This is a genomic window from Janthinobacterium sp. TND4EL3 (assembly GCF_900156175.1).
Lineage (GTDB): Bacteria > Pseudomonadota > Gammaproteobacteria > Burkholderiales > Burkholderiaceae_D > Janthinobacterium.
The window spans coordinates 1-26,314 of record NZ_FTMV01000022.1 but is presented as its reverse complement, the minus strand read 5'-3'; the positions used below and the strand labels follow the sequence as shown (position 1 = coordinate 26,314).

Below are 26,314 nucleotides of genomic sequence, written 5' to 3'. Positions count from 1 at the left end.
AGTGTGAGAAAGTGACAAAAATGCGCCATGCCTGCAACACCGTGCCCGTGAAAGTGCCGGAATCTGGCGAAAAAAGGCGCGCCAGGCGATACCTTGCGGATTTGTTAATGTGCAGATCCAGGTTTCGCTAAAATAGGCCACCGCGCGCCGCGCCTCCTGGACACCGCATGCCATTGCACCACCATCCACGTTCCACCGCCATGCGCCTGCGGCGCTGCCTGAACCTGAAGGGCGCGGCCGTCGCGCTGATCCTGGCCATGCATGCGCTGGGCCTGTACTTCCTGCTGCTGCCGGCGCGGCAACTGAAGCAGTACACGGAAGTGGCCTTCATGACCCTGCTGCCGCCCCGGCCCGTGCCGCGCACGCCACCCATGGCCTTGCCGATGCCAATGCCGGCTCCCATGCCGCGCGCGCGCAGCAGTACGCCGCCGGCCACGCCGCCAGCCATCCTCGCGGCGCCCGCCGTGGCAGCGGACAGCATCGCCGTACCTGCCGAAGACGCGCCCGCCGCGCCGGTCACGGCCGACTTGCGCACGCGCGCCCGCCTGGCCGCCGGCGCGGCCGACAAGGCCCTGCGCGGCGAACTCAAGCAAGACAAGCCCTGGCTGGCCGCAGCCGACCTCAAGAGCGAAAGCAGCTTCCAGAAACTGGTCGCCTCCGCCTGGCGCGGCGGCCCCATCCTTCGCGTAGAGGAATACCTGACGGCCGACGGCCGGCCCGTCACGCGCATCGTCAGCGCCGGCGGCGCCACGTGCTACGGCCTGGACGCGAACCCGGGCGCGGGCGCCGACCCCGGCAGGACTGGCGGCAAGGTCAAGCGCGTGCCTTGCCCGGGTTGAGCGTGTTTGAAGGTTATGTAGGTCAGATTAGCGCAGCGTAATCTGACAAGCTGCGCGGCGGCGCTTGTCGGCTTGTGCCCTGCGGGCTAAGCCGACCTACGATTGAATCGGGTAGGCCCACGCAGGAAAAGACCGTGAGGCGGGCAGGGTTTTAGGGGCTGTAATAGGCTATGCCACCCCCGGCCGGGCGTCAAATATGCTAAGTTGCGTCTGCAAATCCATACACATGCCCCGGACGCCCATGCCACCCGATCTCCTCATCCTCGCTCCCAGCCCTTCGGCTGCCGTCAACGCGCAGCTGGAACGGCAGTATGCCTGTCATCACGCCTGGCAAATCGCGCCGGAGCAGCGCCAGGCCTGGCTGGCCGAACGGGGGGCTGCCATCCGCGCCGTCGTCACGACGGGCGCGCTGGGCCTGAACGCCACCGACATGGGCTTGCTGCCCCGGCTGGAAATCGTCGCCGTCAACGGCGTCGGCCTCGACGGCGTGGCGCTGGACGTGGCGCGCGAGCGGGGCATCGCCGTCACCACCACGCCGAACGTGCTGACGGACGACGTGGCAGACCTGGCGCTGGGCCTGCTGCTGGCCAGCGCCCGCCACATTGCCGCGCTCGACCGTTTCGTGCGCGACGGGGGCTGGGAACGCCGCGCAGCCATCGCCCCGGCGTCCAGCCTGCGCGGCAAGACGGCCGGCATCTTCGGCTTCGGCCAGATCGGGCAAGCCATCGCGCGGCGCCTGGCCGTCTTCGGCGTCCAGGTCCGCTACTTCCAGCCGCGCGCCGTTGCCGGCACCGACGTGCCGCGTTCGGACTCGCTGCCGGCCCTGGCCCGGGAAAGCGACTACCTGTTCGTCTGCGCGCCGGGTACGCCGGCCACGCGCCAGAGTATCGGCCGCGCGGTGCTCGACGCGCTCGGTCCGCAAGGCACGCTGGTCAATATCGCCCGTGGCGCCCTGATCGACGAAGACGCGCTGATTGCCGCCTTGCGCGATGGCCGCCTGGGCGCGGCCGGCCTCGACGTGTTTGCGGACGAACCGCGCGTGCCCGCCGCCTTGCGCGCCTTGCCCAACGTGGTGCTCACGCCCCACGTGGGCAGCCTGACCGTGGAAACGCGCCACGCCATGGGGCAGCTGGTGGTGGATAATCTGCAGGCGCACTTCGCCGGCCTGCCGCTGCTGACGCCGGTCAGGCCGTAAGCGGCCGGGCCGCAGCGCCACATCCCTTCCCCGGGCGTCCGCATCCTGCCAGCACGCCCGGATTTCAACGTTGTACCAGTATGAATGAAAGAGATTTATGGAATTGACAAAATCGCTGCTGCGCAAGCGCGGCGGGCAGGACAGCGGCAAGGTGGGCATGATCGAGCTGTTCTTCGACCTCGTGTTCGTGTTTGCGGTAACGCAACTGTCGCACGGCTTGCTGGGCCACCTGAGCGCCATGGGCTGGCTGCAGACGGGCTTGCTGCTGATGGCCGTCTGGTGGGTGTGGATTTTCACGTCGTGGATCACCAACTGGCTCGACCCCGAGCGCATTCCCGTGCGCATCAGCCTGTTTGCGCTGATGCTGGGCGGCCTCGTCATGTCGGCCTCGATCCCCGAGGCGTTCGGCACGCGGGGCCTGGCGTTCGCGGCCGCCTATGTGGCCATGCAGGTGGGCCGTCCCCTGTTTGCCTGGTGGGCCGTGCGCCATGACGCCGTGTCGCGCCGCCGCAATTTCCAGCGCATCAGCCTGTGGGCCGTGTTTTCCGGCCTGTTCTGGATCGCCGGCGGCATCGCCGCGCCCGAACAGCGCATCTTCTGGTGGGGACTGGCCCTGGCCATCGACCTGGCCGGCCCGTGGCTGCGCTTCGGCGTGCCGGGCCTGGGCAGCTCGTCGACGGCCGACTGGGACGTCGATGGCGGCCACATGGCCGAACGCTGCGGCCTGTTCGTCATCATCGCCCTCGGCGAGTCCCTGCTGGTGACGGGCGCCACCTTCGCCGGCCTGGAGTGGACGGCCGGAAACTGGCTCGGTTTCCTGTCGGCATTAGTCGGCAGCATCGCCATGTGGTGGATCTATTTTGACACGGGCGCCGAGGCGGGCCACCACAGCATCGCCCATTCGAAGGACCCGGGCCGCGTCGCCCGCGTCGCCTATACCTACATCCACGTGCTGATCGTGGGCGGCGTGATCGTGTCCGCCGTGGCCGACGAACTGGCCCTCGTGCATGCCGATGAAGCGAGCTTCGCCGGCATCAGCGCCTTGCTGGGCGGCCCGATCCTGTATCTGCTGGGTAATGCGCTGTTCAAATGGGTCAGCAGCGAGCGCGCCGCGCCGCCGCTGTCGCACCTGCTGGGCATCCTGATCATCCTCGCGCTGATCCCGATGGCCTACGGACGCCTGTATTCGCCGCTGACCCTGGCCTGCATCACCAGCTGCGTGCTGGTCCTGGTGGCCGTGTGGGAACACCTGGCCCTGCGCCGTCCGCCGCCGGAACTGGACCCTTGAGGGAGCGCTGGACTAAGCTGCTGCCCTGCGGTTTGGCCGGGCGCCGCATTAGCGGAGCAAGGACAGCGCTGTTATTTTTAGTTGGGCAATAAAGGCGCGCGCGGCGGGCGCCGCTTCGTGGCGGCGAAACGCTGCCGCGATCTCCGAGCTGATCTGCGGCCCCGCCAGTTCGCGAAACACCACGCCGGGCAGGCTGACGCTGGCCATCACGGAATGGGGCACGATGGCGCAGCCCGCGCCCAGCGACACTTCCGTCAGCACGGCCACCAGGCTGCCCGGCCGCGACACCACCTGCGCCGCAAAGCCGCCGCGCCGGCTCACTTCCAATGTTCCCAGTTCCTGTTCCGGCACGATGAAGGCCTGCTGCGCCAGCGCCGTCGGTGCCGCTATTTGCTGCCGGGCCAGCGGGCTGTCCGCCTGCACGGCCAGCACGAAGCGGTCGCGCAGCAAGACCACGCTGTCGAGTCCGTCAGGCAGGTGCAGGGGCGGGCGCACGAAGGCCAGGTCCAGCCGGCCCTGGTCCAGCAAGCCGGGCAGGGCGTCCATCGCGTATTCACGCGCGCCGATGCGGATGCCGGGGTGGCTGGCCCGAAAGCGGGCAAACTGGCCCTGCAGCACGCCGGCATAGGCGGCCGAGGCCACGTAGCCGATTTCCAGCCGTCCCAGCTCGCCCCGTCCGGCCCGCCGCGCCGTTTCCTGCGCCTGCGCCAGCTGCTCCAGCGCCCGCCGCGCCTCGATGACGAACAGTTCGCCGGCCGCCGTCAGGGCGACGGCGCGCTTGCTGCGCTGGAACAGCCGCGTGCCCAGCAGGCTTTCCGTTTCCTGCACCTGCTTGGTCAGCGCGGGCGGCGAAATGCCCAGTTCGGCCGCCGCCCGCGCGAAGTGCAGGCTGTGCGCGACGGCCAGTACGCAGCGGAAGTGCCGCAATTCCATGTCTTTCTCTGTATTCACCATGGGTAAATTATAAGGCGCTTGTCTTATAACAGGAAATAATACAAGCCTGCTTAAAATACAGGCATGAAAAATACCAACTGGACTTTATATACGTGCTCGGGCGTGTGCGCGCTGATCATGCTCGACACCAATGTCGTCGCCGTCTCGCTGCCGTCGATCGCCCGCAGCCTGAACGCCAGCTTCGTCGACGTGGAATGGGTGGTCAGCGCCTACATGCTGGCGTTCGCCTCGTTTTTGTTGCCGGCTGGCAGCATCGCCGACCGCCTGGGGCGGCGCAGGGTCATGCTCTATGGCCTGGCCGTGTTCGCGCTGGCCTCGCTGCTGTGCGGGCTGGCGTGGACGCCGTTCGTGCTCAACGTGGCGCGCGCCGTCAAGGGTCTCGGCGCCGCGCTGCTGCTGACCTCCGCGCTGGCCGTCATCGGCCACACCTTTCACGCGGAAAAGGAGAGGGCGCGGGCCTGGTCCGTGTGGGGCGCGGCCATGGGCGTGGCCATGACGGTGGCGCCGTTGCTTGGCGGCCTGGTCACGAGCGCCATCAACTGGCGCTGGATCTTCTACCTGAACCTGCCCGTCGTCGCCATCCTGATGTGGCTGGTAGGCAAGCACGTGGACGAGTCGAAGGATGCGTCGAACGCCAGCTTCGACCCGCTGGGGGCGGCGCTGTTCTCCGCCGGCCTGTTCTGCATCATCTGGGGCTTGATCGATGCCAGCGTGGCCGGCTGGTCCAGCCGCGCCACCATGCTGCGCTTTGCGGCCGGCGCGGCGCTGCTGCTGGTGTTCGTGCTGGCGGAACGGCGCCAGCGCGCGCCGATGGTCGATTTGAGCCTGTTCGGCCGGCGCGTGTTCGTCGGCGCCGTGCTGGGCATGTTCGGCTACGCCATCGCGGCGCAGGTGATGATGACGTTCTTGCCGCTGTACCTGCAGAACGGCTTCGGCTTTTCCGCCGTGCTGGCCGGCTGCGCCATGCTGCCGTTTGCCGTCGCCATGGTGGTGCTGTCAAGGCTGGCGCCCCGTGCCATGCGCCATCTGGACGACCGCGGCATACTGGTGACAGGCTTGCTGATCGTCGCCGTGGGCAACGTGGCCACGGCCCTTGCCGCCGGCAGCCTGTCGTACGGCCTGGTGGCGGCCGGCATGGTCGTCACGGGCGCGGGCGCCGGCTTGCTGAACGGCACGACGCAAAAGGCCATCCTCGCCTGCATCCCGCGCGAACGCACGGGCATGGGCTCCGGCATCAGCACCACCACGCGCTTCGTCGGCATCGTGCTGGCCGTGGGCGCGCTGGGCGCCGTGCTGGCCATGCGCACGGCCGCCTCGTTCGACAGGCTGGCGTGGCTGCATGGCTTGAAAGCGTCGCCCGAGATGATAGGGCGCATCGTCGCCGGCAACGCGGCCGAGGCCTTCGGCCAGCTGCCGCCCGCGCTGCAGGCCGTGGCGCAGGAAGCGGCACGCCACGCCTTCATCGACGGCTTTGCCAGCGTCTTGTTCCTGGCGGGCGGACTGGCGGCCGTGGTGGCGGCGCTGGTGTTCGTGCTGGCGCGGCCGGCGATAACCGTGGAGAAAGAGCTGGAAAAAGTGTAACTCTTCAGCAAGATCCGCGTGCGCCGCCTCTGCTTGTAATATGATGCCATCGAGCAATACATAGCAATCATATAACTACCACAGGTATTCGCATGCGCAGAAAACGCATTATCATCACGAGCGTGCTGGTCGCCGTCATCGGCGTGGCCGCTCCCCTGAGCCTGGCCTTCTACCTGTCGTCCGTGCGCGCCGAGCAGGGCGAGCAGGAACGCCTGCGCCTGCTGGCCGGCTACGCGCTCGAGCGCGCCCACCGTTCCATCGCGTCGGCCAGCGCCGCCCTGCGCAGCGCCGATGCGCTGGAGCTGGCGCCGTGTTCGGAGGCGCATATCCAGCAATTGCGCCGCATCACCATCACCACGCGCAGCATCGACGATATCGGCTACGTGGAAAATGGCTTGCTCAAGTGCACCTCCACGGGCGTCGAAGAGACGCGCATCGCCGTCGCGCCCGCCGATTTCACCTTGGCCAACGGCATGGGCATCGATTTCAACCTGCGTCCCGTCGTCAGCGGCGGCAAGCGCATGGTGGGGCTGTCGTACCGCGCCTACAAGGTGCTGATCGATCCCGTGCGCTTTTCCGACGTCATCGTCGACAGCGACATCCAGATGGCCGTGGCCATCGGCAAGGAAGGCGTGCTCGACACCTTGCACCATCCCGACCCCGCGCTGGTGCACAGCCTGCTCGCCGGGCTGCCGGCGATGGGCGCGGCGGGCCACGACGGCAGCATCCATGCGACGCTGTACCGCGACGGCCTGACGGCCGTCATGATCGAGCCGCGCAGCAAGCTCAATGACAGGCTGCGCCGCGAACAGCTGCTGCTCCTGCCCATGGGCCTGCTGATGGCCGCCTTCATCGTCGGCATCGTCGTGTGGCTGTCGCGCCGGCGCCTGTCGCTGCGCGGCGAACTGGAAACGGCCGTCGAGCGGCGCGAATTCTCTGTCCACTATCAGCCCATCATCGCGCTCGACACGGGCGTATGCGTGGGCGCCGAGGCCCTGATACGCTGGCGCCGTCCCGACGGCAGCATGATACGGCCCGACCTGTTCATCCCCGTGGCCGAGGACAGCGGCCTGGTTCTGCCCATCACGGACCAGGTGATCGCCTGCGTCATCGCCGACATGCGCGCCGCGCTGGTGGCCGACCGCGCACTGCACATCGCCATCAACCTGTGCGCCAGCGACATCGAGACGGGCCGGGTGCTCGACGTGCTCGAACGGGCCCTGGCCGGCACGGGCATCGAGGCGCAGCAGATCTGGCTGGAAGCGACGGAGCGGGGCTTCATCAACGTGGACGCGGCCCGCGCCACCATCGAAAAAGCCAGGGCGCGCGGCCATGCCGTGGCCATCGACGACTTCGGCACAGGCTATTCCAGCCTGGCCAGCCTGCAAAACCTGCCGCTCGACGCCCTGAAGATCGACAAATCGTTTGTCGACACCGTCGGCACGGACGCGGCCACGAGCAGCGTCACGCCGCACATCATCGACATGGCGCGCACCCTGAACATGCTGATCGTGGCCGAAGGCATCGAAACCCAGCAGCAAGCCGATTATTTGCGCGAACGCAAGGTCGAATTCGGCCAGGGCTGGCTGTTCGCCAAGGCGCTGCCGGCCATGGACTTCCTGGCCTTTTACGCAAGCCGCCGCCTGCCATCGTCCACATGAAACAGCCACGCTTTCCCTATCCCTTGCAGCCGCTGCGCGTGCCAGGCGGCTGGCACATCACCGTCAACACCCTGTTCGAGGTGGAACCGGGTCCGGACACCATGCAGTGGTTCAGCAGCGCGCTGCTGCTGTGGGGCCATTGCCGCGACAGCGGTCACGCCTTCAATTCCCACTTCGAGCCGGAAGACGATCCGCACGGCGAATTCGTGCTGGAAATGTCTAAAGTGCAATATGACCGCCACGGCAAGGCGCTCAAGGGCAGCGAGGCCTTCCTGGGCGAGTTCCGCACGCGCAGCAAGGCGGCGTTTGTCGAGCGGGTGGAGCAGTACATGCGCGAGTCCTGATGCGTCACTTTATTGCTTGCGCGGCAAGATCACGTCCTGCCCGCCCTGGCTGAGCACGGCGCCGGCGATCTTGCCCGCCGCGTCGCGTGTCAACGCCAGTTCCGCCTCGATGGCGCGGAAAAAGAACCGGTCCCTGGCGCTGGCGAACAGCGGCGCCGAGCCGACGCCCGTGCCGGCCGCTTCCAGGCCATGCTTGCCCAGACTCAGCGTCAACGTGAAATCCTTGTCCAGCCCATACTCGCCCACGTACTCGGCCAGCGCGGCGCGCGGCAATTCGATGGCGACCGGCGGTTTTTTCAGCGGCGGCAAGGGCGTGCCCGGCAGCAAGGCGGACACGCCCAGCGCGTCGATGGTGCGCGCCGTATTCGTCAGCACGACCACGCCCCGCTTGCCATCCGTGGTAAACGCCGCATAGCTGGCGTAGCCGCCCGTCTGGCCGCTGTGCCAGGCGTAGCTGTGTCCCTGTTGCTGCTCCAGCAGCCAGGCCAGGCCGATTTTCGTTGCGCTGTCGGCCGCCAGGGGCCGCTGCGGCTGGATCGCCAGCGCATACGGGCGCAGCGGGCGCAGCATGTAGGCTTGCAAATAGGCAACCATGTCGCGCGCGCTCGAATACACGCCGCCGGCCGGCGCCACCACGTTCAGCTCCCAGGCGGGCGTGGCCTCGCCCGACAGCAGATGGCCGGGCGCCAGGCGTGCCAGCATGCCGTGCGAGGGCGTGTTCGACGTCGAGCGCATGCCCAGCGGCGCGGCGATGCGCTTTTGCAGCAGTGCTTCATAGCTGGTGCCCGCCTGCGCGGCCAGGGCCGTGCCCAGCACGGCGTAGCCGATGTTCGAGTAGTCAAATGCCGTGCCCGGCGCGTGCGGCAGGCGGCAGGCGGCGAGAAACTGCCGTTGCTTCGCTTCCGAGTATTCGGCGTAGGGGTTGGCGGGGTCTTTCGGCGCGAAGTTGTCGGGCAGGCGCGGCAGCGCGGAATAATGCGTGGCCAGGTCGAGCAGGCTGATCTGCTTGCCGTCGAAGGCGGGCACCGTATAGGCGGGCAATAATGCCGCCACCGGCTCGTCGAGCTTGACCTTGCCTTCGACGACGGCGTCGGCCAGCAGCAGGGCCGTCATGGTCTTGGTGACGGAGCCGATCTGGTAGACCGTGTCGGCGCCCGGCTTGGCGTTCTTGCCGGCATGCACGCTGCCAAAGCCATAGACGGCGCTTTCCTTGCCGTCGATCACGGCGATGACGATGCTGGCGTGCATGCCCGCACGCGTCAGTTCTTCCGCGCGCTGGCGCACGGCGTCGTCGAGGGCGGGCGCGGCCAGGGCGGCGCCGCCGAGCAGGCACAGGGGGAGGAGGGTGTAAGCGGGTGTCATGGGAACCTGTCAAGTGATCGAGGGAAAAGGCAAGTTCACGCCAGCCCCCGGATAAAGTGGCTGGGATGAATGCCGAGCATAGGCCGCTTACATGAAGCTTGCCTGAGGTTTATGTCATTATTGCCATATCATGAAGTTCCCGGCCGCAGCCGTGTCCAGCAAAGCCGCCAGCTGCGCGCGCATGTCGGCGGCGATGCCTTGCAGCAATTCGCCGCGCCGGCGCGCATCGGCGCGTTTTTTCGATGGCACCGTGGCCAGGTCCGGCACCCGGTAGGGCGCGCAGGGCAGGTGGTAATTACCGTCACGCATGCGCAAGGCATGCAATTGCTGCCACGCCAGGTCGTAATCGGCGGCGATATGGCGCCGGCGCCGGGCATTGAGGGCGATGCGGTTGTCGTTACTGATCAAGAACAGGCTGTTGCAGGCAAAGAAGTCGCCGAAATCGCGCAGGGCCGTCACCATCAGGTTTTTCGGGCGGCAGCCGTGCAGGGCCCGCGTGGCGTCCCGGACGGCCAGCTTGCCCGCTTCCGAGCGCAAGCCTTGCAGCGCGCCCAGCTGCAGCGAGACGCCGTCGGCGCGCGGCAGGAACAGAAAGCTGGCCAGGTACAGGGGCAGGCCGTTGCGCGTCAGGCGCAGGCACAATTCGCCTTCGCGGTAGCTGTCATGGATGGCTGTCAGCTGCAGGCGGTACAGCGCCCCATCCTTGCCGTCGAAGGCGGCCAGCAGCACGGGCTGGCGCGCCGCCCGTTCGACCAGCGGGCGCGCGCCGGCTTGCCACAGGAAGCGGTAATGGCCTTCCAGCAAGGCCAGGCGCGCCGCGCAGCCGAGCTGGCGCGAAGCGTAAGGGCGGTAGATCTTGAAGCGCAGGCAGGGATGCAGCCGCGCCAGCTCGCCCAGGCCGGGCAGGCTGCCAAGAAAGGCCAGCCAGCGCGTACGCTGGCGCGGGAAGAAGAGGGCGCCCAGCGCCGCTTTCAGCCGGTGTCCACTGGCGGGAAGCGGCAGGGCGGCGTTATTGCCCCGGGTTAAAGCGATGTCGTTCATGATTGAGCCGGTAAGGGCAGGCGCTGCACAGTGAGAGCCTTGCCTGGATGAATGCTACGCGGGCCAGGTGAATTTCATATTAAGAAGCTATCTTCAAGCGTATTTAGAGGATGACAACTAAACATTTGCTTTGTGGCAATGTAGACGGTTATGCTCGCTGCACCCTGACCCGATGAAATGACCACGCCCCATGAAACACCGCCATTTGCTTGCCCTTCCCATGCTCGTTGCCGCACTGGCAGCGCAGGCGCAGGACCGCACGGCCGATCCCCTGGGGCCGTTGGCGCAATGCATCAACCGCAGCCAGTTCCAGTTCAAAACGCAGGACCGCTTGCCGGCCAGCGCGACGACGCGCATCGTCAAGATGAAGGCGGAAGAGCGCCGGGTATCGACGGCCGACGGCTATCGGCTGATGCTGTTCCGCAAGAGCAGCTTGCCCTTCGTGAATCTGAAGATCGAACGCAGCGCCGCAGGCCAGTTTGCCTCCGACCGCGAGACCATCGTGGCGCAAATGCAGGAGATGTCGGCCGGCAGCAAGCCGCCGCATCAGGTGCCGCTGGAAACGGACGCGCGCGATGGCGTGGAAGTGCTAGGATTGAATCAGGCCAGTATCGCGCAGGCGCAAGGCATCATCAGCCTGTACACGCTGCTGCACGCCGCCAGCGGCACGGTGGCAACGGCCTACCTGCTGAACCAGCCGGCCGACCCGCGCGATTTTGTGACGGATGCGCAATACCAGACACTGCGTACACAATTGATTGCTACCCTTGCCAGCTGCATGGCCGATCCTGCGCAGTAAGGCAAGCGCACAGGAAGGAGACGGGAACCATGACAAAAGCAGCAAGCAGCGCGCCGCCCGGGGAAGAAGCGGCCGGCGGCGAGTCGGCTGCCAGCCTGATCGACGCGAAAATCGCCGCGCTGGCGGACTGGCGCGGCAAAACCCTGGCCGCCGTGCGGGCGCTGATCCATGCGGCGGACCCGGACGTGGTCGAGGAAGTCAAATGGCGCGGCGTGCCCGTGTGGTCGCACGCGGGCATGATATGCACGGGCGAAACGTACAAGTTGGCTGTAAAACTCACCTTCGCCAAGGGCGCCGCCTTGCCCGACCCGGCCGGCCTGTTCAACGCCAGCCTGGACGGCAACACGCGCCGGGCCATCGACCTGCATGAAGGCGCGCACCTCGATACTGCGGCGTTCAAGGCGCTGATACGCGCCGCCGTGGCGCTCAATACGGCGCCAAAATCAAAACGGACCCCGACTTGAGACATTATCTGTATCTCTGGCACGACCCGGAAGAGCGCATGATTGTTGCTTCCGGCATCGAATTCAAGGATGTGATTCCCGCGCTGCTGGACGCGGACGGCATCGTGCTGCGCAAGGGCGGCGCCGGGACGGCCGGGAAACCGGCCGCCTGGCAGTCGGTGGCGCGGCAGCAGCTGCCGCCCCTGGCCCGGGAAGACCTGTACGCCTGCGGCAGTCATGCCTGGGCTGATTATCATGGCGCGCCGCCGGCCTCGGGCGACGCGGACGTGGCCGCGATGCTCGGCCACCGTGGCCCACCCGGGCCGTTACCCGCCTTGCGCGGCCGCTTTCTCGCCTTTGCCCACGACGACGGCTGGTACCTGAAGCTGCTGTATGCGGCATGGGACGATGTGGTGCGGCTTCTCGCCGGCGTCATCCCGCCAGCGCTGGGCGCGCTCGACATGGATGCGCTGCAGCGGGGAGGCGACGGCTACTGGCTGCAGGACGGCGCAGTCCGGGCCGAGCTGAAAACCCACGATATCGACGCCGTGCTGAACCGGCGCCTGTAGCTTTGTGATGCGTGCGCCAGCCATGTCCACCTGCCTGATTCGCCCCTACGCCTGCGCGGATTTGGCGGCCTGCACGGCCATCCTGGCCGTGGCCGGGCGCACCACTTACGGCCCTGTCGCCGGCAGCGCCGCATTCATGGCCGCGACGCAGGGCGAAGACCTCCTCGTTGCCGAGTGCGACGGCACCGTCGCCGGCTTTGCCGCCGTGTACACGGGCGACGCGCCCGAGTACTTCCTGCACCACCTGTACGTGCATCCGGCACACAGCGGACAGGGCATGGGCACGCAGCTGCTGGCCGCCGTGGCGGCGCGTTTCGGCCCCCGCCTGAGCCTGAAGACGCAACTGGTCAATACGGGCGCGCGGCGCCTGTATGCGCGCGCGGGCTGGATCGAAGACGCAGGCGACGGCGGCGTGGATGCCATGGGCGCGTGGATACGCGTGCGCTACCGGGCCGCAGGGCCGGTGCGATGAAGGATCCTGGCGCGATGGAACCGGCCATGGCAAGAATGATGGGCTGGTTCCTGATCCTGCTGGCCATTCCGGCAGGCTATTTTTCCTTCTGGCGCGCGTACGACAAGTTCACGTCACCCGCATGGCCCGTGGCCAGCGCCGAAATCGTGCGCAGCAGCATGTATCAGCGCACGGGCAAGTCGCAGGACTGGTGCGTCAAGCTGGCCTATCGCTACACTGTGGAGGGCAAGGCCTACCGAAGTGCGCGCATCGGCGTCTCGCGCATTGGCAATGCCGGCTGCCACCGCGACCAGGCCGTCACGACTTGGCGCCTGGCCAGCATGGCGCCAGGTGCCCGCATCCGGGTGCATTACCGGCCAGGCGACCCGGCCGATACCGCCGTCTTCCTTGCCAGCCTCGATGTCCTCGATTATTTCGGCGCCGGCCTGGCGCTCGTCCTGTTCGTGCTGGGAGTGTCGGAGGTACGCAAGCGAGAGCCTGCCGCCTGATCCGTTCCGCCAAGGCAAATGGCGATGCCGGGCGCAGCAAGCCTTGAACGCTGGCCAGGCCCGTCCCGGAACCGTCATGGAGATCCCAGGCCATGCAGACCGGTTCAAACGGCGCGCTTCTCCTGGCTATCCATGAGCAGGGCCAGCCTGGCCGCCATGCCGGCGTTGTCGCGCAACAAGCCGTCGCGTTCCTGCGCCAGCGCTTCGGCGCGCTGCTGCGTTGCCTGGCTATTCTCCGCCAGCATGTCGAGCTGCTTGTCCTGCGCGCTCAGCGCCACCCTGGCGTCGTTCAGCGCCAGCAAGGCCGTATCGAGCTTGGCCAGCAGGGCGTCGGCGGACGCGGCCGCCTGCAGGTATTGAAATTCAAACTGGTCGCGCTCGGGACGCACGGCGGCCAGCGCCTCGCGGTCGGCGGCCGCTTCGCTGCTTAAGCGTGTTTGCTCCGCCTGCAGCTGCGCCAGGCGCATGTCTTGCTGCACCAGGGTGGCCTGCTGGCCTTGCAGCCGCTGCTGCAGCTGCGCGTTGTCCTGCTCCAGGCGGCTGATCCGTTGCTGCGCCTGCGCCCGTTCCTCGCTGCGCTGGGTCGCGGCCGCTTCCTGGTAATGGTCGAACTGCGAGCGCACCTGCGCCAGCTGGCGGTTCAGGGCCGCGATTTCCTCGCCCCGGTCGGCCAGGCGCTGCGTCAGGCCCGCGTTGTCGCTGTGCAGGGTGGCCAGCGTGACGGCGCGGAAATGGTGTTCTTCCTTCAGTTGCGCCAGCGCGTGTTGCGTGGCGCGCAATTCCTGGGTGAGGGCGGCGCGCGCCTCCGTCAGTTTCAAGCGTTCGCTTTCCGTCTTCTTCAGTGTTTCCAGCGCCGCGTCGCGTTCGGCGCGATGCTGCTGCATGCCCGTTTCCAGCTGCTGCGCCACGTCGCGCTGCTGCTTGTCATAGACGCCGCGCATCGCTTCCATCAGTTCGGCCGGCAAGCCTGCCTCCGTTTTCACGGCGCCCGCGCCCTGGAACTCTTCCTTCCAGCGCTTGAGCAGGGGCGCGATGGTGCTCTTGCTGCCCGTGCTGCCCAGCGCTTCGCGCACATTGTCGACCGTGGGATTGCGTCCATCGGCAGCGACGAGCTGGGCTGCTTTCATAACATCAGAGTACAGAATGCCGGTGCGGGCCATGAAATCACCTATGAGCGAAATTTAGTAACGTATTACATGATACGTAATACAGCATAATATTACGATATAAATTTTCATCTTTTTTTGAAAAATATAAGGCACGATAAGATCGCTTATCGCGTGTTATGGGGGTGCTTGGCGTGCTATTCTGTGTGTCTCCCAGTACAAAACCCCGATTTCGCCGCCGCCATGCCCGATTTACCGCTCTCTAAACGCCGTGTTGCCGTGCCCAAAAGCGCCGCCTTGGCTCCCGTGCCGTTACGCGGCGCCCTCGTCGATGCCGAGCTGGCCGCGCGCCACCAGGCGTTTCTCGCTGCCGCCACGTCCGACAACACGCGCCGCACCTACCGTTCCGCCATCCGCCACTTCCAGGCCTGGGGCGGGGCGCTGCCTGCCGACGAGTCCACCGTCATCCGCTACCTGATGGCGTATGCGGACAGCCTGAACGCGCGCACGCTGGCCCTGCGCCTGACGGCCCTGTCGCAATGGCATGTGTACCAGGGCTTTGCCGACCCCGCGTCCACGCCCACCGTGCGCAAGACCCTGGCCGGCATCGCCCGCCTGCACGGCAAGCCGAAGAAGAAGGCGAGGGCGCTGCCCCTGGAAGACCTGGAACTGATCGTCGCCAGGCTGGCCGCCCTGGGCACCAACAAGGCCTTGCGCGACAGCGCCTTGCTGCAGCTGGGCTTTTTTGGCGCTTTCCGCCGCAGCGAACTGGTAAGTTTGATGCTGGAAGACATCCGCTGGGAGCCGCAGGGCCTGGTGATCACCTTGCCCCGTTCGAAAACGGATCAACTGGGAGAGGGCATCGTCAAGGCGATCCCGTTCGGCGACGGCGTCTGCTGCCCGGCCACGGCCCTGCGCGCCTGGCTGGGCGTGGCGGGCATCGCCGGCGGCCCGCTCTTGCGCACCGTCAACCAGTGGGGCCATGTGGGAGGAAAGGGATTGCACGCGAGCAGCATCAACACGATACTGGAAGGCTGTGCCCGGCTGGCCGGGCTCGATTACGTGCCGGAACTATCGAGCCACAGCCTGCGCCGCGGCATGGCCACCAGCGCCCACCGGGCCGGCGCCGATTTCCAGGCCATCAAGCGCCAGGGCGGCTGGCGCCACGACGGCACCGTGCACGGCTATATAGAAGAGGCGGGGCGCTTCGAGGAAAATGCGGCGGGGAGTTTGTTGAAGGCGAAGAAGAAGCCGCCGGCCTGAGGGTGCCCTGCAATATCTTGCAGCGGCCCGTCAGCGAACGTCCATGCGGGCGCAGCGCCCTGAGGGATTACGCAGGGACTACGTCGACACGCTCAATTTCCAGCTCGGTGGCGGAGCTTAATTGCGCCGCAATAAGAGCGCTCAGATCCACGTCCGCACCGCCGTCGGATACGTCCGCGCAGGTATCGATAATTAGCTGAAAACAGTTGTCGCGTATCTCCCGCGTATCTATATCCGGCGGTGGAGGTGCCAACAGAGCGATTTCCAGTCCAAGCGCGAAGGCGCGATACGCCGGATATTCTTCGTATTTCCCTTCCTCGTCAGGCGAGAAACTGATGCCAAGTGCCTCGGCCAGAATGACAACCGTGGCTTCGAATGGTAGCGTTGGCCGAATGTTCAGACAAGCCGTAAAGTAACTTCCGCTCTGACAATTGCGCATGCAACCTCTGGTATAAATTTAAAATAGATGATCTCTTGCCACGTCAGGTTTGGACGTCCGCTCCTGGAACTTCCTGGCATTCGAATTGAACAATCCGGGACTTTCCCGAATATGCTCGTTCAGAACTTCGAAGTTAATTCTTTTCAACGGGACGATACGAGAAACTTGGACATTGAATTCGGCCGTTCAGACCATAGGACTGCACTAATTCAAGCTGTCCAAACAGTTCGTCAATTGTGTCAATTCGGGCAACATCATACTGATCACAGTCCCGCTCACAGCAAACTTCAAGTTGAGGAAATTGGGTCAGCAAACTTACCATTGCAGATGCATAGGAATCGGCACTTGGCCAATGATAATTCCTCTGACGATCCAGCTTGGGTAGCAACTTTGCAAACCTCAAATTATCGTTGGGCGTGGCTTGGCCGAACAATATTCCATCCCAATAGCAGAGGATTTCATCCGTAGGTCCCCATTCTGATTCAAACGCTTGAATTTTCAATCGTGCACTGTCTTTCGGCAACTCGATGACCAAGATATCTGGGGTGTAACTAAACGGAGAAAAAATTTAGCCTAGAGGTCAGGAAAATATTTTTGTCCCGTATTGGGGCCGCTAACAATGGATGGCTGCTTGTGAAATGTCAGCTCATGGCCGAACTCTGCACTAGCGCCCAAGGATAACATGTTGCCAATCTGGAATGTACGTGGAAGTTCACATGCCTTGCGGGGCGGCGGCAAGAACATCCACATCATGGTCGTCAGCAACGGCGACTTCCAGTGACTGTCCGGCTAAGAGACATGGTGTCCGGGTTCAAATGCCATTCGGTGTCCAGCTTGGTGTAAGAATCGGTGTCCGGTTTGATGAGAATACTCATCGGTACGCCGACGACGGTGGCTATGGCCTAATTCCGTCTGGGGTAAGGGGCTATTACACTCTCAGTTTATTTGTGCAACAAAGCCATTATTTACGGTCCTTTTTTTGGTTTTGCATTCTCTTGTGATCCAAGAAGGTTATCCACAATGCAAATATTGTTGCGTAAAATAAGATTGCCCGTCCGGCATTTCTTTTGTGAAATGGAACTCCGGTAAAAAAGCCGCCAACGCGATCAAGAAAATCCATTATCTGGAAGAAAAATGGTTCCTTATTCCCGTTGGGACCTAGCGCAAGAAATCCTGAGGAAAGGTCCAGCAGGTAATAAACGAAGGCAAATGCGATAAAGCTGCCAACGAATGTTACTAAAAGGGAAATGCATTGATTCCATTTCATCGTCGATTTTTTGCGCAGCACCACGGCCTTCATGCCGTGGAGGCGAAGCGGAGATCCGCTTCGGTGGCTTGCTTGTCGCTCCGTTGTTGCCACCAGTAAATACTCATATCAGTCTGCACGCTGGGTAAGTTTGCTATGCTGGCCGAAGCCGGCCGTTCGGACCAGCATAGCAGGTTGTCGGATGGAAAATCTAGCGCGCCCTACGACAGACCAGATTCGACCCAAACCGGTCTGTTTTGCTTTGCCAAAGTGCACGCTCAACGACCAAATTCAGTGACGCAGAATACCAGTGTGCAATGACGAGTTAGAATGAAAAACATCTATTGACGTGCTCCTGGCATACATAGGATCAGCACAATGGGAAATACACAAAATCCGAAGCTGCCAACATCCATTTGGTTATGCGGTTTGCCAATTGGAGGTGGATAGCGACCTACCGTAATTATCCGCAGTAGTAGCCATCCCGGCCAATAAAATATACCGACAATGATTACTTCGGCGCCAACTCGCAATGCAATCTCGATTAATCCATCAAGTGCCATGGCTTTGTCTCGCTAAAATTTAAGTTGACTGGTACGAATATTGAAGAGGGGAAGTTAGTATCCGATTAGTTTAACTAGTTCATGCTCGCATTGCAAATAATCAACTTTTCCCGGAAGTGGCGGGAATCAGATTATGGCCTCCAGCGGCCCATGAGCACCGCGAAATACCTAGCGAGAAAAGTCAGGCATTGCACGTCAACGCGAACGGCTGTTCTTGGCTGCGGATTCAATCGATCAATGCAACACACTGCTCAAATCGTTGAGCCGGTGTTTGGTAGTGTAGCGTCTTCCAGCAGGCGCTGCGCCAGGCCCGTATTGCGGTGCGCGGACAGTACGCCGCCTAGCCAGCTATACAAGGAGCCATCCTCGGCGGCATATCCCAGCTTGCAGCCGGTCCTGCAGCTGCGCCAGGCTTCTGCGATGGTGCCGGGCCGTATCACGCGGCCGCTTGTTCCCGGGGACGGATGATCATGCAGGTGGCCGTCGCGTGCGCGTACACTTTACCCGCTTCGTCGCGGATCGTGCCTTCGGAAATGACCAGGTTGCGGCCAGCATTGATGACTTTGCCTTCCGCGAAGACCGTCACGTTGAAGGGCAGGGGACGGCACATCTTGATGTTCAGGTCCGTCGTGCCGTAGCTTTCGCCGGCCGGCAAGACCGTATGCGTGGCGCAGCCCGTGACCGTGTCGAGCACGGTGGCGGCGAAACCGCCGTGCACGCCGCCCATGGGATTCGTGTGGTTTTCATTCGCCGTGGCCGTGAAGATGACTCTGCCGTGCTCGATCGTGTGCGCATCCATGGGCATGGTCTTGGAAATGCCGGGCCGGGGGAACAGGCCTTGCGCGAACGCTTGCATCAGTTGCAAGCCGGTCATGTCGTTGGGGTGCATGGTAACTCCTGTAGGGTGATGGTCAGGTTAAATGTCTTGCTTGAAACGCAGGCGCGAGGCGTGCAGCAGGAAGCGGGCGACGATGGCCAGCTCTTCCTCGCTGAAGCCTAGCTTCAGTTGTTCATTCAGGCTGTCGAGCAGGGGCAGGGCGGCCGCCAGCACCTCGCCCCCCTTGGCCGACATGTGCAGGGTGCCGGCACGCGCGTCGAGCGCCGACTGGCCGCGCACGATCAGGCCGTTTTCTTCCATGCGCGCCACCAGGCCCGTCACGGCCGAATTTTTCAGCTGCAGCGCCCGCCCCAGATCCTTCAATTGGCAGCCTTCCTCGCCCTTCAGGGCAAACAGGGCGACGACTTGCGTGCCGGAAAAGCCCAGCTCACTGGTGAAAACGGCATCGGCCGAGCGGAACAGGTTCTGGCGCGCCAGGTTGAGCAGGTTGAACAGGCGCGGCGAACGCTCGCCCAGCGGGCAGGCGGCATCGGGAAGGTCGGATTGGGGCGAGGTATTGGTACGCATGCGAAATATACTACTACGTATGCGTAATAAATCAAGCGACTCTTTTCAGTCGCTCTGGTGGCGCCCCACGTAGCGGGCGCGGGGCCGTATCAGTGCCGCGCTGGCGGCCTGCTCGGCGGCATGCGCGATCCAGCCGGCCGAGCGGGCCAGCGCAAACACGCTCATGCCCGCGCCCTCGGGCCAGCCGAACGCCAGTTCCATCGCTGCCAGCGCCAGGTCAGCATTCGGGCGCGCATCGAGCAGCTGGCCCGCCGCCGCGCAAACGGCCAGGATGGCGGCCAGATGGGGGTGTCCGGGCGACAGCGCCGACAGGCGTTCCAGCAGATACACGGCGCGCGGGTCGCCGCCTGGATACAGCGGGTGGCCGAAGCCGGCAAATTCCGGGGCGATGGTCTGGTAATAGGCGACGATGGCGGCCCCGGCATCCGGCGCGGCCAGCGCCTGCGTCAACATGCGCCGCGCCGCCGCACTGCCGCCGCCGTGCCTGCCGCCAGACAAGGCCGCCAGCCCGGCCATCAGCGCGGCGGGCAGACTGGCGCCCGTCGAAGCGACACAGCGCACGGCAAACGTGGACGCGTTCAATTCATGGTCGGCCAGCAAGACGAGCGCCGCGCGCAGCAGTTCAGTTTGCTCTACATCGGCTTGCCACGCCCGGGCCAGTTGCAAGTGCAGCGGCAGTGCGGACGGCGCCGTGCTGAGCAGGGCGGCGGCCAGCAGGCGCATCAGGGCCGGGCCGGAGTGCAGCATGTCCGCTGACACTGGCATGGATGACAGCATGGCCATGGCGCACATGGCGCGCGCCAGCGGGGCCGCATCGGGCGCGCCGGCCAGCCCTTGCCGCAGGACAGGGATTTCTTGCTGAAAATAGTCGTTCAGGCCATCGTCCCACAACAGGCCGGCAGTCGCTTCCAGCGTCGCGGACTCGGCCAATGCTGTCGCATCGCAGCCCCGGTACAGCAGTCGTCCATCAAGAATGTGGGAAATTTGCGTCTCCAGCACGGGCAAGCCCCAGTGCATGGCGGCCACGGCTGTCTGGCCACCGCGTTTGGCGTCGTTCTTGCGCGCCGCCAGGCGCAGCACGTCTTCCCGCGGATAGCGCTTGCGGCGCGATGCACCGTGGCTGACGGAAGCGAGCAAACCCCGGCTCACATAGGCATACAGGGTGGGCAGGCTGACGTTCAAGAGGCGCGCAGCCTCGGCAGCGGACAGATCGTTGTTCATGGCGGCCATTGTAGCGGCTGCCACTTTATATTGATTGATGGAATCAAGATTGACGGGCCGGACGGCGCGTCACTAGACTCATGCCTTTCCAGGAGTCTTCATGAGCATATTTACCATCCGCACCCTGCGCCCCGGCGATGCCGCGCCCTTGCTGGCCTTCGAGCAAGCCAACCGGGCCTGGTTCGAGCGCCATATCGACCGGCGCCCGGACGATTTTTACAGCGTCGACGGCGTCCATGCCCACGTCGCGCAATGCCTGGACCAGCACGCACAGGGACGCATGCACCCCTGCGTCATCGTGGATGAATACGGGCAACTGATCGGGCGGGCCAACCTCAAGGACATTGAGCGGGAGCAAGGCGTAGCCGAAGTCGGCTACCGCATCGGGGAATTACAGGCGGGAAAAGGGCTGGCCACGGCCGCGCTGCGCCATCTGATTGATCTGGCGCAAGGCGAATGGCGGCTGGCGAGCCTGAGCGCCTACGCCATCGACGGCAATGCGGCGTCGATCCGGATGCTGGAGCGCTGCGGTTTCGTGCAGGGAATGGCCGTGCCCGATATCGCCATCGTGGAAGGCAAGGTTGTCGATGGCCATGCCTATGCGCTGGAGTTGCGCTCGGCTGGGGTAGACTCTGCCCTGTGATAAACAAGCAAAGTTGACAGAGATGAATCATGAAGGCGCAAAACGCATCGTTGTCATCGGCGCCGGCATCGTCGGCGCGTCGCTCGCCTACCACCTGGCCAGCAAGGGCGCACAAGTCACCGTGGTCGAGGCGGGCGGCATCGCGTCCGGCGTGACGGGCACCTCGTTTGCGTGGATTAACACGTCCTGCGCGGGGATTGATCCCATCGCGGCCCTGCGCGGCGGCGCCATCGCGGCCTGGCGCCGGCTGGAAACGCAGGTGCCGGGCTTGACGGTACGCTGGCATGGCGCCTTGTCGTACGGCACGCAGGATGGGCGCGTGTCGCCCGCATCCATCGTGATAGACCGCGCGCACATCGCCCGGCTTGAACCGCAACTGCGGCGGCCGCCGCAACAGGCTATCCACGAGCCGGAGCAGGGCGCCCTCGACGCCGTTGCCGCCACCCACGCCTTGCTGGCGGCGGCCCAGGCGCTCGGTGCGACGGTCCGCACGCACACGCCCGTGCTGGGTTTTACCGTCCGGGACGCGCAGGTGACTGGCGTGGAAACGGTCGCGGGCCTTATCGAGGCCGACATGGTCGTGCTGGCGGCAGGCACGGGCACGGCCAGCCTGGCGGAAAAGCTGGGCGCCAGCCTGCCGATCCACGCCTCGCCCGCCATCTTCCTGCGCTACCAGGCGCCGCCGGGCCTCGTGCGCGGCATCATTTCCAGCCATGCAATGGAAGTGCGGCAAGCCGAGGACGGGACCATGCTGGCGGCGGAAGATTATGTGGGCGACTCGCCGGAAAACCAGCCCGCCGCCATGGCGCTACGCACGGCCAGCGCGATCCGGGACGAACTGGAGGGGGCGCAGGCCATCGCGCCGGAATTCGCGGGCGTCGGCCTGCGCCCCATGCCCGCGGACGGCGTACCCGTCATCGGCTATCTGCCGCAGGTGGGCGGCGCGTACGTGTGCGCCATGCATCCGGGCGTCGTGCTGGCGGCCATCGTGGGCCAGCTGGCCAGCGGGGAAATCGTCGACGGCCAGCCGGCGGCGGCCCTGGACGCGTGCCGGCCCGCGCGTTTCCTGGCGTGCTGACTGTTAAGGCACGGCTACCGCGAAAACGGGCAGGACGAACGGCGCCGGCTCGTGCGCATCGCCGTCCTCCGACGGCGCCTGCATGAACTCCTCGTTGCGCCAGTCCCCGTTCACCACGCGCTCGGCGATCAGCGCCAGATCCTGCGTTTCGCGCAGCGTGCAGCGAAACGGCAGCCGCCCATGCGAGCGCGACACCAGGCTGAAGCGCAGCTGGCGGCATTGCGCATCGTGCCAGCAATAGAACAGCATGTCTTCTCCCTTGAGCGCGCTGCGGCGCGCCGCGATCACCTCACCAATGAAGGCAACGATATCGGCCGCATGGATCTGCGGCGTTTCCTCGTCCGTGGGCGAAAAGCTCCACATATTGGTCCTGGCTTCGTGATTGATGTCGTCTGGATCAATCTCGACGGCATCGTCTTTTGCCATGGTGAGCCAGTTGCTGAGCACCGTTGATAGCGTCATGTCAATCTTTCTATTTTCGTGCGTGCAAGCGGCTAGCCGCCCAAGCGGTGGCGGCGTAGCCACTCATCGGCAACATCGCCCATGGTTTTCGCGGCGCCGTCGCGTATCCAGGCCATGAAATCGCGGTCGAATTGGAATTGCGGCCCGCACTGGGCAAGCAGGAAGCGCCTGACATTCTGCGTATTCCTGTAGTGCCCATCGACAACAGTGTGGCGGGAAATAGTTCCGCCGTGCCAATCGAATTCCATGCTGTTTTCCCTTTGCAGCGTTCCCTTGAATGGCCAGAGCATGCCATGCCATGCCAGATCATGGGGGCCGGCGCGCCGACTGTCCAGCCGTCTCACCCCCTCGGCCCATCCGCCAGCAACTCCGCCAGCCTGTGCGTCAGCCACAAACTCGTCTCGCTCAGCTTCTTGCCATGGATAGCCAGCCGCCGCACCGGCAGCCTGGATAAAGCGAGCGCAGGGCAGGGCACTTCCTGCAGATAGCCCTTGTAATTGTCATAATTGGCGATATTCAGCGGCAGGATCGCCCAGCCCAGCTCGTCGGCGACCATTTCCGCGATGCTGTAGAAACTGTCGGAGAACCAGACGGCGGGGCTGAACGCGTGTTCGCGGTTCAGCTCGGAATCCATGATCAGCTGGCGGTAGCGGGTCAGCTCGTTGCGGCTCACTTCCTGGCCGTGCGCCATGGGGTGGCCCTTGGCCACGAACACGCCTTGCGCCACGCTGCCGATGTGCTGCTGTTCCAGCACGGGAGAGATCGGGCCACGGTCGAAGTGGAAGGCCACGTCGGCTTGCTGCTGCTCCACGTATTGCGCCACCTCGGACGCCGTGGCGTTGAGCATCACCAGTTCCAGCGCCGGGTAGCGCGCCGCCAGCTCTTTTACCAAAGTGCCGATGGCCAGGTAGGGCAGGGCTTCGTCCAGCGCCAGGGTCAGCTGCGCTTCGGGCGCTTCGCTCAGCAGTTGGGCGCGCAGCTGCAAGCGCTCGGCCTGGCGCAGCAGTTCGCACGCTTCCAGGTGCATCACCTTGCCCGCCTCCGTCAGCACGGCGCTGCGGCGCGAACGGTCGAACAGTTCCACGCCGAATTCCGCTTCCAGCAAGCCGATCGAAGTGCTGACCACCGATTGCGCGCGGCCCAGCCGGCGCGCCGCACCCGAGAAAGAACCGGCCGCGACAGCCGCCTCAAAGTAACGCATTTGTTCCAAAGTCCATTGCACGGCATCCACCTATCTGTTTTACAGATGGATTTTAACTTGAATGCCATCCAGGGGCGACATAAAATGCTTTTACTAATTCAATAACATGAGATCCGCCATGAAAAACGCCCAAACCCTTACCCCCGCCATCAGCTTCAGCTGGTGTCACGACGCGAGCGCCGAAGATGCGCTGTGCAAGCTCTACCTTGACAACGTCAGCGCCGACTATATCTCGCATTCGGAGCTGCAGGGCGAACGCGCCGACGCGCCGGGCAACTGGCGCGCGGACTTGCCGGAAGTCATACGCGGCGAAATCCGCGCCGCCCTGTCGCACGACTGGGCGCATGGCGATTCGACCCTGCTGGCCGTCGCCACTGCCGGCGACGCCATCGTCGGCATGGCCTTGGTGTCCATCGATACGCGCCAGCGCGCCTCGAAATCGTTCGCCGCGCTGGACGACCTGGTCTTGCTGCCTTCCGTGCGCGGCAGCGGCATCGGCAGCCTGCTGGTGGAGTGGGTGGCCGATGAGTTGCGCAACCACGGCATCGCCCGCTTGTTCCTCGAATGCGGCGCGCACAACCTGACGGCGCAACAATTCTTCCAGGGCCGCCGCTTCAAGCAAGTGTCCGTCGTCATGCTGCGCGAACTCGACGCAGCCACAGCGAGTGCCGCCGTGGATGACAAGGATGGCGACCGTGGCTGACGCCCGCCGCCCCCGACAAGGCCAGGCCCGTGGCAGCCTGGAACGTAAATATTTGCGCAGCACCCGTTTCATTCACACCGATAGTTGTTAAAAGTTACACTAAAATCCATGAGTTGTTTATGCATCCAATGAAAAAATGGCTGACGCTGGCCATCGTCTCCAGCGCCCTGTTCCTAATCGTGGTCGACATGACCGTGCTCTACACCGCCTTGCCCGCGCTGACGCGCGACTTGCAGGCCACTTCCTCGCAAAAACTGTGGATCATCAACGTCTACGCGCTGGTCGTCTCCGGTCTGTTGCCCGGCCTCGGCACCCTCGGTGACCGCTTGAGCCACAAACCCGTTTTCCTGGCCGGCCTGGCCGTGTTCGGCATCGCCTCGCTGTGCGCCGCGTTTTCGCCCGCCGCCGAATGGCTGATCTTTGCCCGCGTGCTGCTGGCCATCGGCGCCGCCTTGATGATGCCGGCCACCCTGTCCATCATCCGCCTGACCTTTACGGACAACCGCGAGCGCTCGTTCGCCATCGGCGTGTGGGCGGCGATTGCCTCCGGCGGCGCCGCGTTCGGCCCCGTGCTCGGTGGTTTCCTGATGGAACATTACTGGTGGGGTTCCGTCTTCCTGATCAACGTGCCCATCGTGCTGCTGACCCTGGTATTGGCCACCGTCATCCTGCCGAAACGGGCCGGTAACCGCGACAAGCCGTGGGACTTGAAGGGTTCGCTGCAAATCATGATGGGTCTGCTTGGCGGCGTGTATGCGATCAAGGAGCTGGGCAAGTCGCAGCCCTCGTATGCGCTGGCCGCCGCCTCGTTTGCCGTGGGCGCCTTCTTCATGCTCAAATTCGTGCGTCGCCAGAAGCGCCAAGCCAGGCCGCTGATCGACTTCGCCCTGTTCCGCGAACTGCCGTTTTCCAGCGCCGTGGCCGCCGCCATGGTAGCGTCCGCCGCCCTGATCGGCATGGAACTGGCGCTGAGCCAGCACATGCAGCTGGTGCGCGAGCTGTCGCCGCTGGAAGCGGGCTTGCTGCTGCTGCCGCTGCCGCTGGCGTCCGTGTTTGCGGGACCGCTGACGGGTTTCATGCTGCCGCGCGCCGACAAGGCCAAGGTCCTGTGGGGTTCGCTGCTGCTGTCCGGCATCGGCATGGCATCGTATCTGCTGCTGCATGACGCCGCCGTCTCGGCCCAGGTGGCCAGCCTGGTGATCCTGGGCCTGGGCCTGGGCGCCGTCATGACGGCCGCATCGAGCGCCGTGATGCTCAACGTGGCTCCCCAGCAAGCCGGCATGGCCGCCTCGATCGAGGAAGTGTCGTACGAGCTGGGCGCCGTGATCGGCGTGACGGTGCTGGGCACCATCATGTCAGCCGTCTACAGCGCCACCCTGGTGATTCCGGAAAGCGCGGGCCTGCTGCCGAACGCCCATGACACCCTCGATGCGGCGCTGCTGGCCGCAGAACAGTTGCCGGCCGAACTGGGCTTGCAAGTGTCGGAACTGGCCCGTTCGGCCTTCGACAAGGCATTTATTGTCGTGCTGGCAACCGCTTCCACCATCCTGCTGGTGGCCGCCGCCGCCATCCGCCATTTGCATCTGCGGGCACGCCGCGCCGCCTGATTGCCCCCTTGGGGCCAGGGAAAATGCTGACGCCGCCATGAGTGGCGGCGCCGGCACGATTCGGTTTTGGACGAACGGTCAGACGCAAGACAGTAGGATCAGACACCAAGCAATAAAATTGACACGCGTGAGCCCGGCGGCCATGCTGCGGGAACGGTCGCTATCGGCCAGAAGCAGCCATTGAGAACAGAGTGACAATGCGTGAGAATTCCGCCTTGGTAATTCGCTATGCTCTGTTGCCGCTGTCGGCCAGGAGCGGACCTTCGCCGACTGGCAGCTTCGGGCTGACGGCAAATTCATAATTATCGGGAGTTCTATATGGATGGCGAGCAGCTCGTAGA

29 protein-coding genes are annotated in these 26,314 nt (G+C 64.6%); 16 read left to right on the top strand and 13 right to left on the bottom strand.

Annotation, left to right across the window (positions count from 1 at the left end):
* The first annotated feature begins 167 nt into the window (after nucleotides 1-167).
* The 3 genes from BXA07_RS25625 to BXA07_RS25615 all read left to right on the top strand — a co-directional run bounded on the left by BXA07_RS25625 (nucleotide 168) and on the right by BXA07_RS25615 (nucleotide 3,322).
* Nucleotides 168-839 (top strand): hypothetical protein, encoded by a 672-nt coding sequence (locus tag BXA07_RS25625; protein ID WP_076572159.1) that lies wholly within the window; start codon nucleotides 168-170, stop codon nucleotides 837-839.
* A gap of 241 nt (nucleotides 840-1,080) precedes the next feature.
* Nucleotides 1,081-2,034 carry a 2-hydroxyacid dehydrogenase gene (locus BXA07_RS25620; protein ID WP_076572156.1) on the top strand — a complete coding sequence of 318 codons (954 nt, stop codon included), beginning with the start codon at nucleotides 1,081-1,083 and terminating at the stop codon, nucleotides 2,032-2,034.
* 97 nt (nucleotides 2,035-2,131) lie between these two features.
* Nucleotides 2,132-3,322, top strand: a complete 1,191-nt coding sequence (locus BXA07_RS25615; protein ID WP_076572153.1) for a low temperature requirement protein A — start codon at nucleotides 2,132-2,134, stop codon at nucleotides 3,320-3,322.
* A 48-nt stretch (nucleotides 3,323-3,370) separates the two neighbouring features.
* On the opposite strand, the gene BXA07_RS25610 is transcribed toward BXA07_RS25615, so the two are convergent.
* On the bottom strand, nucleotides 3,371-4,255 hold the full coding sequence (locus BXA07_RS25610) for a LysR family transcriptional regulator (RefSeq protein WP_083708546.1): 885 nt from the start codon (nucleotides 4,253-4,255) through the stop codon (nucleotides 3,371-3,373).
* An 84-nt stretch (nucleotides 4,256-4,339) separates the two neighbouring features.
* On the opposite strand from BXA07_RS25610, the gene BXA07_RS25605 reads away from it, so the two are divergent.
* The 3 genes from BXA07_RS25605 (at nucleotide 4,340) to BXA07_RS25595 (ending at nucleotide 7,862) form a co-directional block, all read left to right on the top strand.
* Complete coding sequence (locus BXA07_RS25605; RefSeq protein WP_076572148.1) at nucleotides 4,340-5,857, top strand: MFS transporter; 1,518 nt, start codon at nucleotides 4,340-4,342, stop codon at nucleotides 5,855-5,857.
* 92 nt (nucleotides 5,858-5,949) lie between these two features.
* Nucleotides 5,950-7,518 carry an EAL domain-containing protein gene (locus BXA07_RS25600; RefSeq protein WP_076572146.1) on the top strand — a complete coding sequence of 523 codons (1,569 nt, stop codon included), beginning with the start codon at nucleotides 5,950-5,952 and terminating at the stop codon, nucleotides 7,516-7,518.
* Nucleotides 7,515-7,862, top strand: coding sequence for a hypothetical protein (locus BXA07_RS25595; RefSeq protein ID WP_139335758.1), 348 nt, complete (start codon nucleotides 7,515-7,517; stop codon nucleotides 7,860-7,862). The genes BXA07_RS25600 and BXA07_RS25595 overlap by 4 nt, the downstream gene beginning before the upstream one ends.
* 9 nt (nucleotides 7,863-7,871) lie before the next feature.
* Here BXA07_RS25595 and BXA07_RS25590 read toward each other — a convergent pair whose 3' ends face one another.
* Both BXA07_RS25590 and BXA07_RS25585 read right to left on the bottom strand, forming a co-directional pair.
* Nucleotides 7,872-9,224 carry a serine hydrolase domain-containing protein gene (locus tag BXA07_RS25590; RefSeq protein ID WP_076572141.1) on the bottom strand — a complete coding sequence of 451 codons (1,353 nt, stop codon included), beginning with the start codon at nucleotides 9,222-9,224 and terminating at the stop codon, nucleotides 7,872-7,874.
* 117 nt (nucleotides 9,225-9,341) lie between these two features.
* The gene (locus BXA07_RS25585; RefSeq protein ID WP_076572139.1) at nucleotides 9,342-10,265 is read right to left on the bottom strand and encodes a VirK/YbjX family protein; all 924 of its coding nucleotides are present in this window, start codon (nucleotides 10,263-10,265) and stop codon (nucleotides 9,342-9,344) included.
* A 190-nt stretch (nucleotides 10,266-10,455) separates the two neighbouring features.
* Between BXA07_RS25585 and BXA07_RS25580 the strand changes: the two genes are divergently transcribed.
* Genes BXA07_RS25580 through BXA07_RS25560 form a run of 5 tightly spaced genes read left to right on the top strand, consistent with a single transcriptional unit; the run spans nucleotide 10,456 to nucleotide 13,036 of the window.
* Nucleotides 10,456-11,064, top strand: coding sequence for a hypothetical protein (locus tag BXA07_RS25580; protein ID WP_139335757.1), 609 nt, complete (start codon nucleotides 10,456-10,458; stop codon nucleotides 11,062-11,064).
* Nucleotides 11,065-11,093: 29 nt separating this feature from the next.
* Nucleotides 11,094-11,528, top strand: coding sequence for a DUF1801 domain-containing protein (locus tag BXA07_RS25575; protein WP_076572135.1), 435 nt, complete (start codon nucleotides 11,094-11,096; stop codon nucleotides 11,526-11,528).
* Entirely contained in the window at nucleotides 11,525-12,076 is a 552-nt protein-coding gene (locus BXA07_RS25570) for a hypothetical protein (RefSeq protein WP_212592365.1), read from the top strand. The genes BXA07_RS25575 and BXA07_RS25570 overlap by 4 nt, the downstream gene beginning before the upstream one ends.
* A 22-nt stretch (nucleotides 12,077-12,098) precedes the next feature.
* Entirely contained in the window at nucleotides 12,099-12,548 is a 450-nt protein-coding gene (locus tag BXA07_RS25565; RefSeq protein ID WP_076572131.1) for a GNAT family N-acetyltransferase, read from the top strand.
* Nucleotides 12,549-12,574: 26 nt separating this feature from the next.
* The gene (locus BXA07_RS25560) at nucleotides 12,575-13,036 is read left to right on the top strand and encodes a DUF3592 domain-containing protein (protein ID WP_170909739.1); all 462 of its coding nucleotides are present in this window, start codon (nucleotides 12,575-12,577) and stop codon (nucleotides 13,034-13,036) included.
* 104 nt (nucleotides 13,037-13,140) lie between these two features.
* Here BXA07_RS25560 and BXA07_RS25555 read toward each other — a convergent pair whose 3' ends face one another.
* Nucleotides 13,141-14,163 (bottom strand): DNA-binding protein, encoded by a 1,023-nt coding sequence (locus BXA07_RS25555; protein ID WP_170909738.1) that lies wholly within the window; start codon nucleotides 14,161-14,163, stop codon nucleotides 13,141-13,143.
* A 222-nt stretch (nucleotides 14,164-14,385) separates the two neighbouring features.
* On the opposite strand from BXA07_RS25555, the gene BXA07_RS25550 reads away from it, so the two are divergent.
* Nucleotides 14,386-15,405 (top strand): site-specific integrase, encoded by a 1,020-nt coding sequence (locus BXA07_RS25550; protein ID WP_083708540.1) that lies wholly within the window; start codon nucleotides 14,386-14,388, stop codon nucleotides 15,403-15,405.
* 67 nt (nucleotides 15,406-15,472) lie between these two features.
* Here the strand turns inward: BXA07_RS25550 and BXA07_RS25545 are convergent, their stop codons facing one another.
* The 6 genes from BXA07_RS25545 to BXA07_RS25520 all read right to left on the bottom strand — a co-directional run bounded on the left by BXA07_RS25545 (nucleotide 15,473) and on the right by BXA07_RS25520 (nucleotide 20,279).
* A complete protein-coding gene (locus tag BXA07_RS25545; protein WP_076572123.1) occupies nucleotides 15,473-15,844 on the bottom strand; it encodes a hypothetical protein in 372 nt (123 codons plus the stop codon).
* A gap of 133 nt (nucleotides 15,845-15,977) precedes the next feature.
* Entirely contained in the window at nucleotides 15,978-16,379 is a 402-nt protein-coding gene (locus BXA07_RS30420; protein ID WP_139335756.1) for a hypothetical protein, read from the bottom strand.
* A gap of 426 nt (nucleotides 16,380-16,805) precedes the next feature.
* Entirely contained in the window at nucleotides 16,806-17,204 is a 399-nt protein-coding gene (locus BXA07_RS25540; protein WP_139335755.1) for a hypothetical protein, read from the bottom strand.
* A gap of 885 nt (nucleotides 17,205-18,089) precedes the next feature.
* Entirely contained in the window at nucleotides 18,090-18,542 is a 453-nt protein-coding gene (locus BXA07_RS25530; RefSeq protein ID WP_070288367.1) for a PaaI family thioesterase, read from the bottom strand.
* Between the two features lie 27 nt (nucleotides 18,543-18,569).
* Nucleotides 18,570-19,058, bottom strand: a complete 489-nt coding sequence (locus BXA07_RS25525; protein WP_083708539.1) for a MarR family winged helix-turn-helix transcriptional regulator — start codon at nucleotides 19,056-19,058, stop codon at nucleotides 18,570-18,572.
* A gap of 45 nt (nucleotides 19,059-19,103) precedes the next feature.
* On the bottom strand, nucleotides 19,104-20,279 hold the full coding sequence (locus BXA07_RS25520; RefSeq protein WP_076572242.1) for a citrate synthase: 1,176 nt from the start codon (nucleotides 20,277-20,279) through the stop codon (nucleotides 19,104-19,106).
* Between the two features lie 100 nt (nucleotides 20,280-20,379).
* Between BXA07_RS25520 and BXA07_RS25515 the strand changes: the two genes are divergently transcribed.
* Together BXA07_RS25515 and BXA07_RS25510 are read left to right on the top strand one after the other, a co-directional pair.
* On the top strand, nucleotides 20,380-20,922 hold the full coding sequence (locus tag BXA07_RS25515) for a GNAT family N-acetyltransferase (protein WP_076572117.1): 543 nt from the start codon (nucleotides 20,380-20,382) through the stop codon (nucleotides 20,920-20,922).
* 22 nt (nucleotides 20,923-20,944) lie between these two features.
* Complete coding sequence (locus BXA07_RS25510) at nucleotides 20,945-22,000, top strand: NAD(P)/FAD-dependent oxidoreductase (protein WP_076572115.1); 1,056 nt, start codon at nucleotides 20,945-20,947, stop codon at nucleotides 21,998-22,000.
* Between the two features lie 3 nt (nucleotides 22,001-22,003).
* Here BXA07_RS25510 and BXA07_RS25505 read toward each other — a convergent pair whose 3' ends face one another.
* Genes BXA07_RS25505 through BXA07_RS25495 form a run of 3 tightly spaced genes read right to left on the bottom strand, consistent with a single transcriptional unit; the run spans nucleotide 22,004 to nucleotide 23,663 of the window.
* The gene (locus BXA07_RS25505; protein ID WP_244556407.1) at nucleotides 22,004-22,462 is read right to left on the bottom strand and encodes a hypothetical protein; all 459 of its coding nucleotides are present in this window, start codon (nucleotides 22,460-22,462) and stop codon (nucleotides 22,004-22,006) included.
* A 32-nt stretch (nucleotides 22,463-22,494) separates the two neighbouring features.
* Nucleotides 22,495-22,752 carry a DUF6434 domain-containing protein gene (locus tag BXA07_RS25500; protein WP_244556406.1) on the bottom strand — a complete coding sequence of 86 codons (258 nt, stop codon included), beginning with the start codon at nucleotides 22,750-22,752 and terminating at the stop codon, nucleotides 22,495-22,497.
* 50 nt (nucleotides 22,753-22,802) lie between these two features.
* A complete protein-coding gene (locus BXA07_RS25495; protein WP_244556405.1) occupies nucleotides 22,803-23,663 on the bottom strand; it encodes a LysR family transcriptional regulator in 861 nt (286 codons plus the stop codon).
* 118 nt (nucleotides 23,664-23,781) lie between these two features.
* On the opposite strand from BXA07_RS25495, the gene BXA07_RS25490 reads away from it, so the two are divergent.
* Nucleotides 23,782-24,366 carry a GNAT family N-acetyltransferase gene (locus BXA07_RS25490; RefSeq protein WP_076572113.1) on the top strand — a complete coding sequence of 195 codons (585 nt, stop codon included), beginning with the start codon at nucleotides 23,782-23,784 and terminating at the stop codon, nucleotides 24,364-24,366.
* Between the two features lie 128 nt (nucleotides 24,367-24,494).
* A complete protein-coding gene (locus tag BXA07_RS25485) occupies nucleotides 24,495-25,973 on the top strand; it encodes an MFS transporter (RefSeq protein WP_280175078.1) in 1,479 nt (492 codons plus the stop codon).
* Nucleotides 25,974-26,314: the final 341 nt, after the last annotated feature.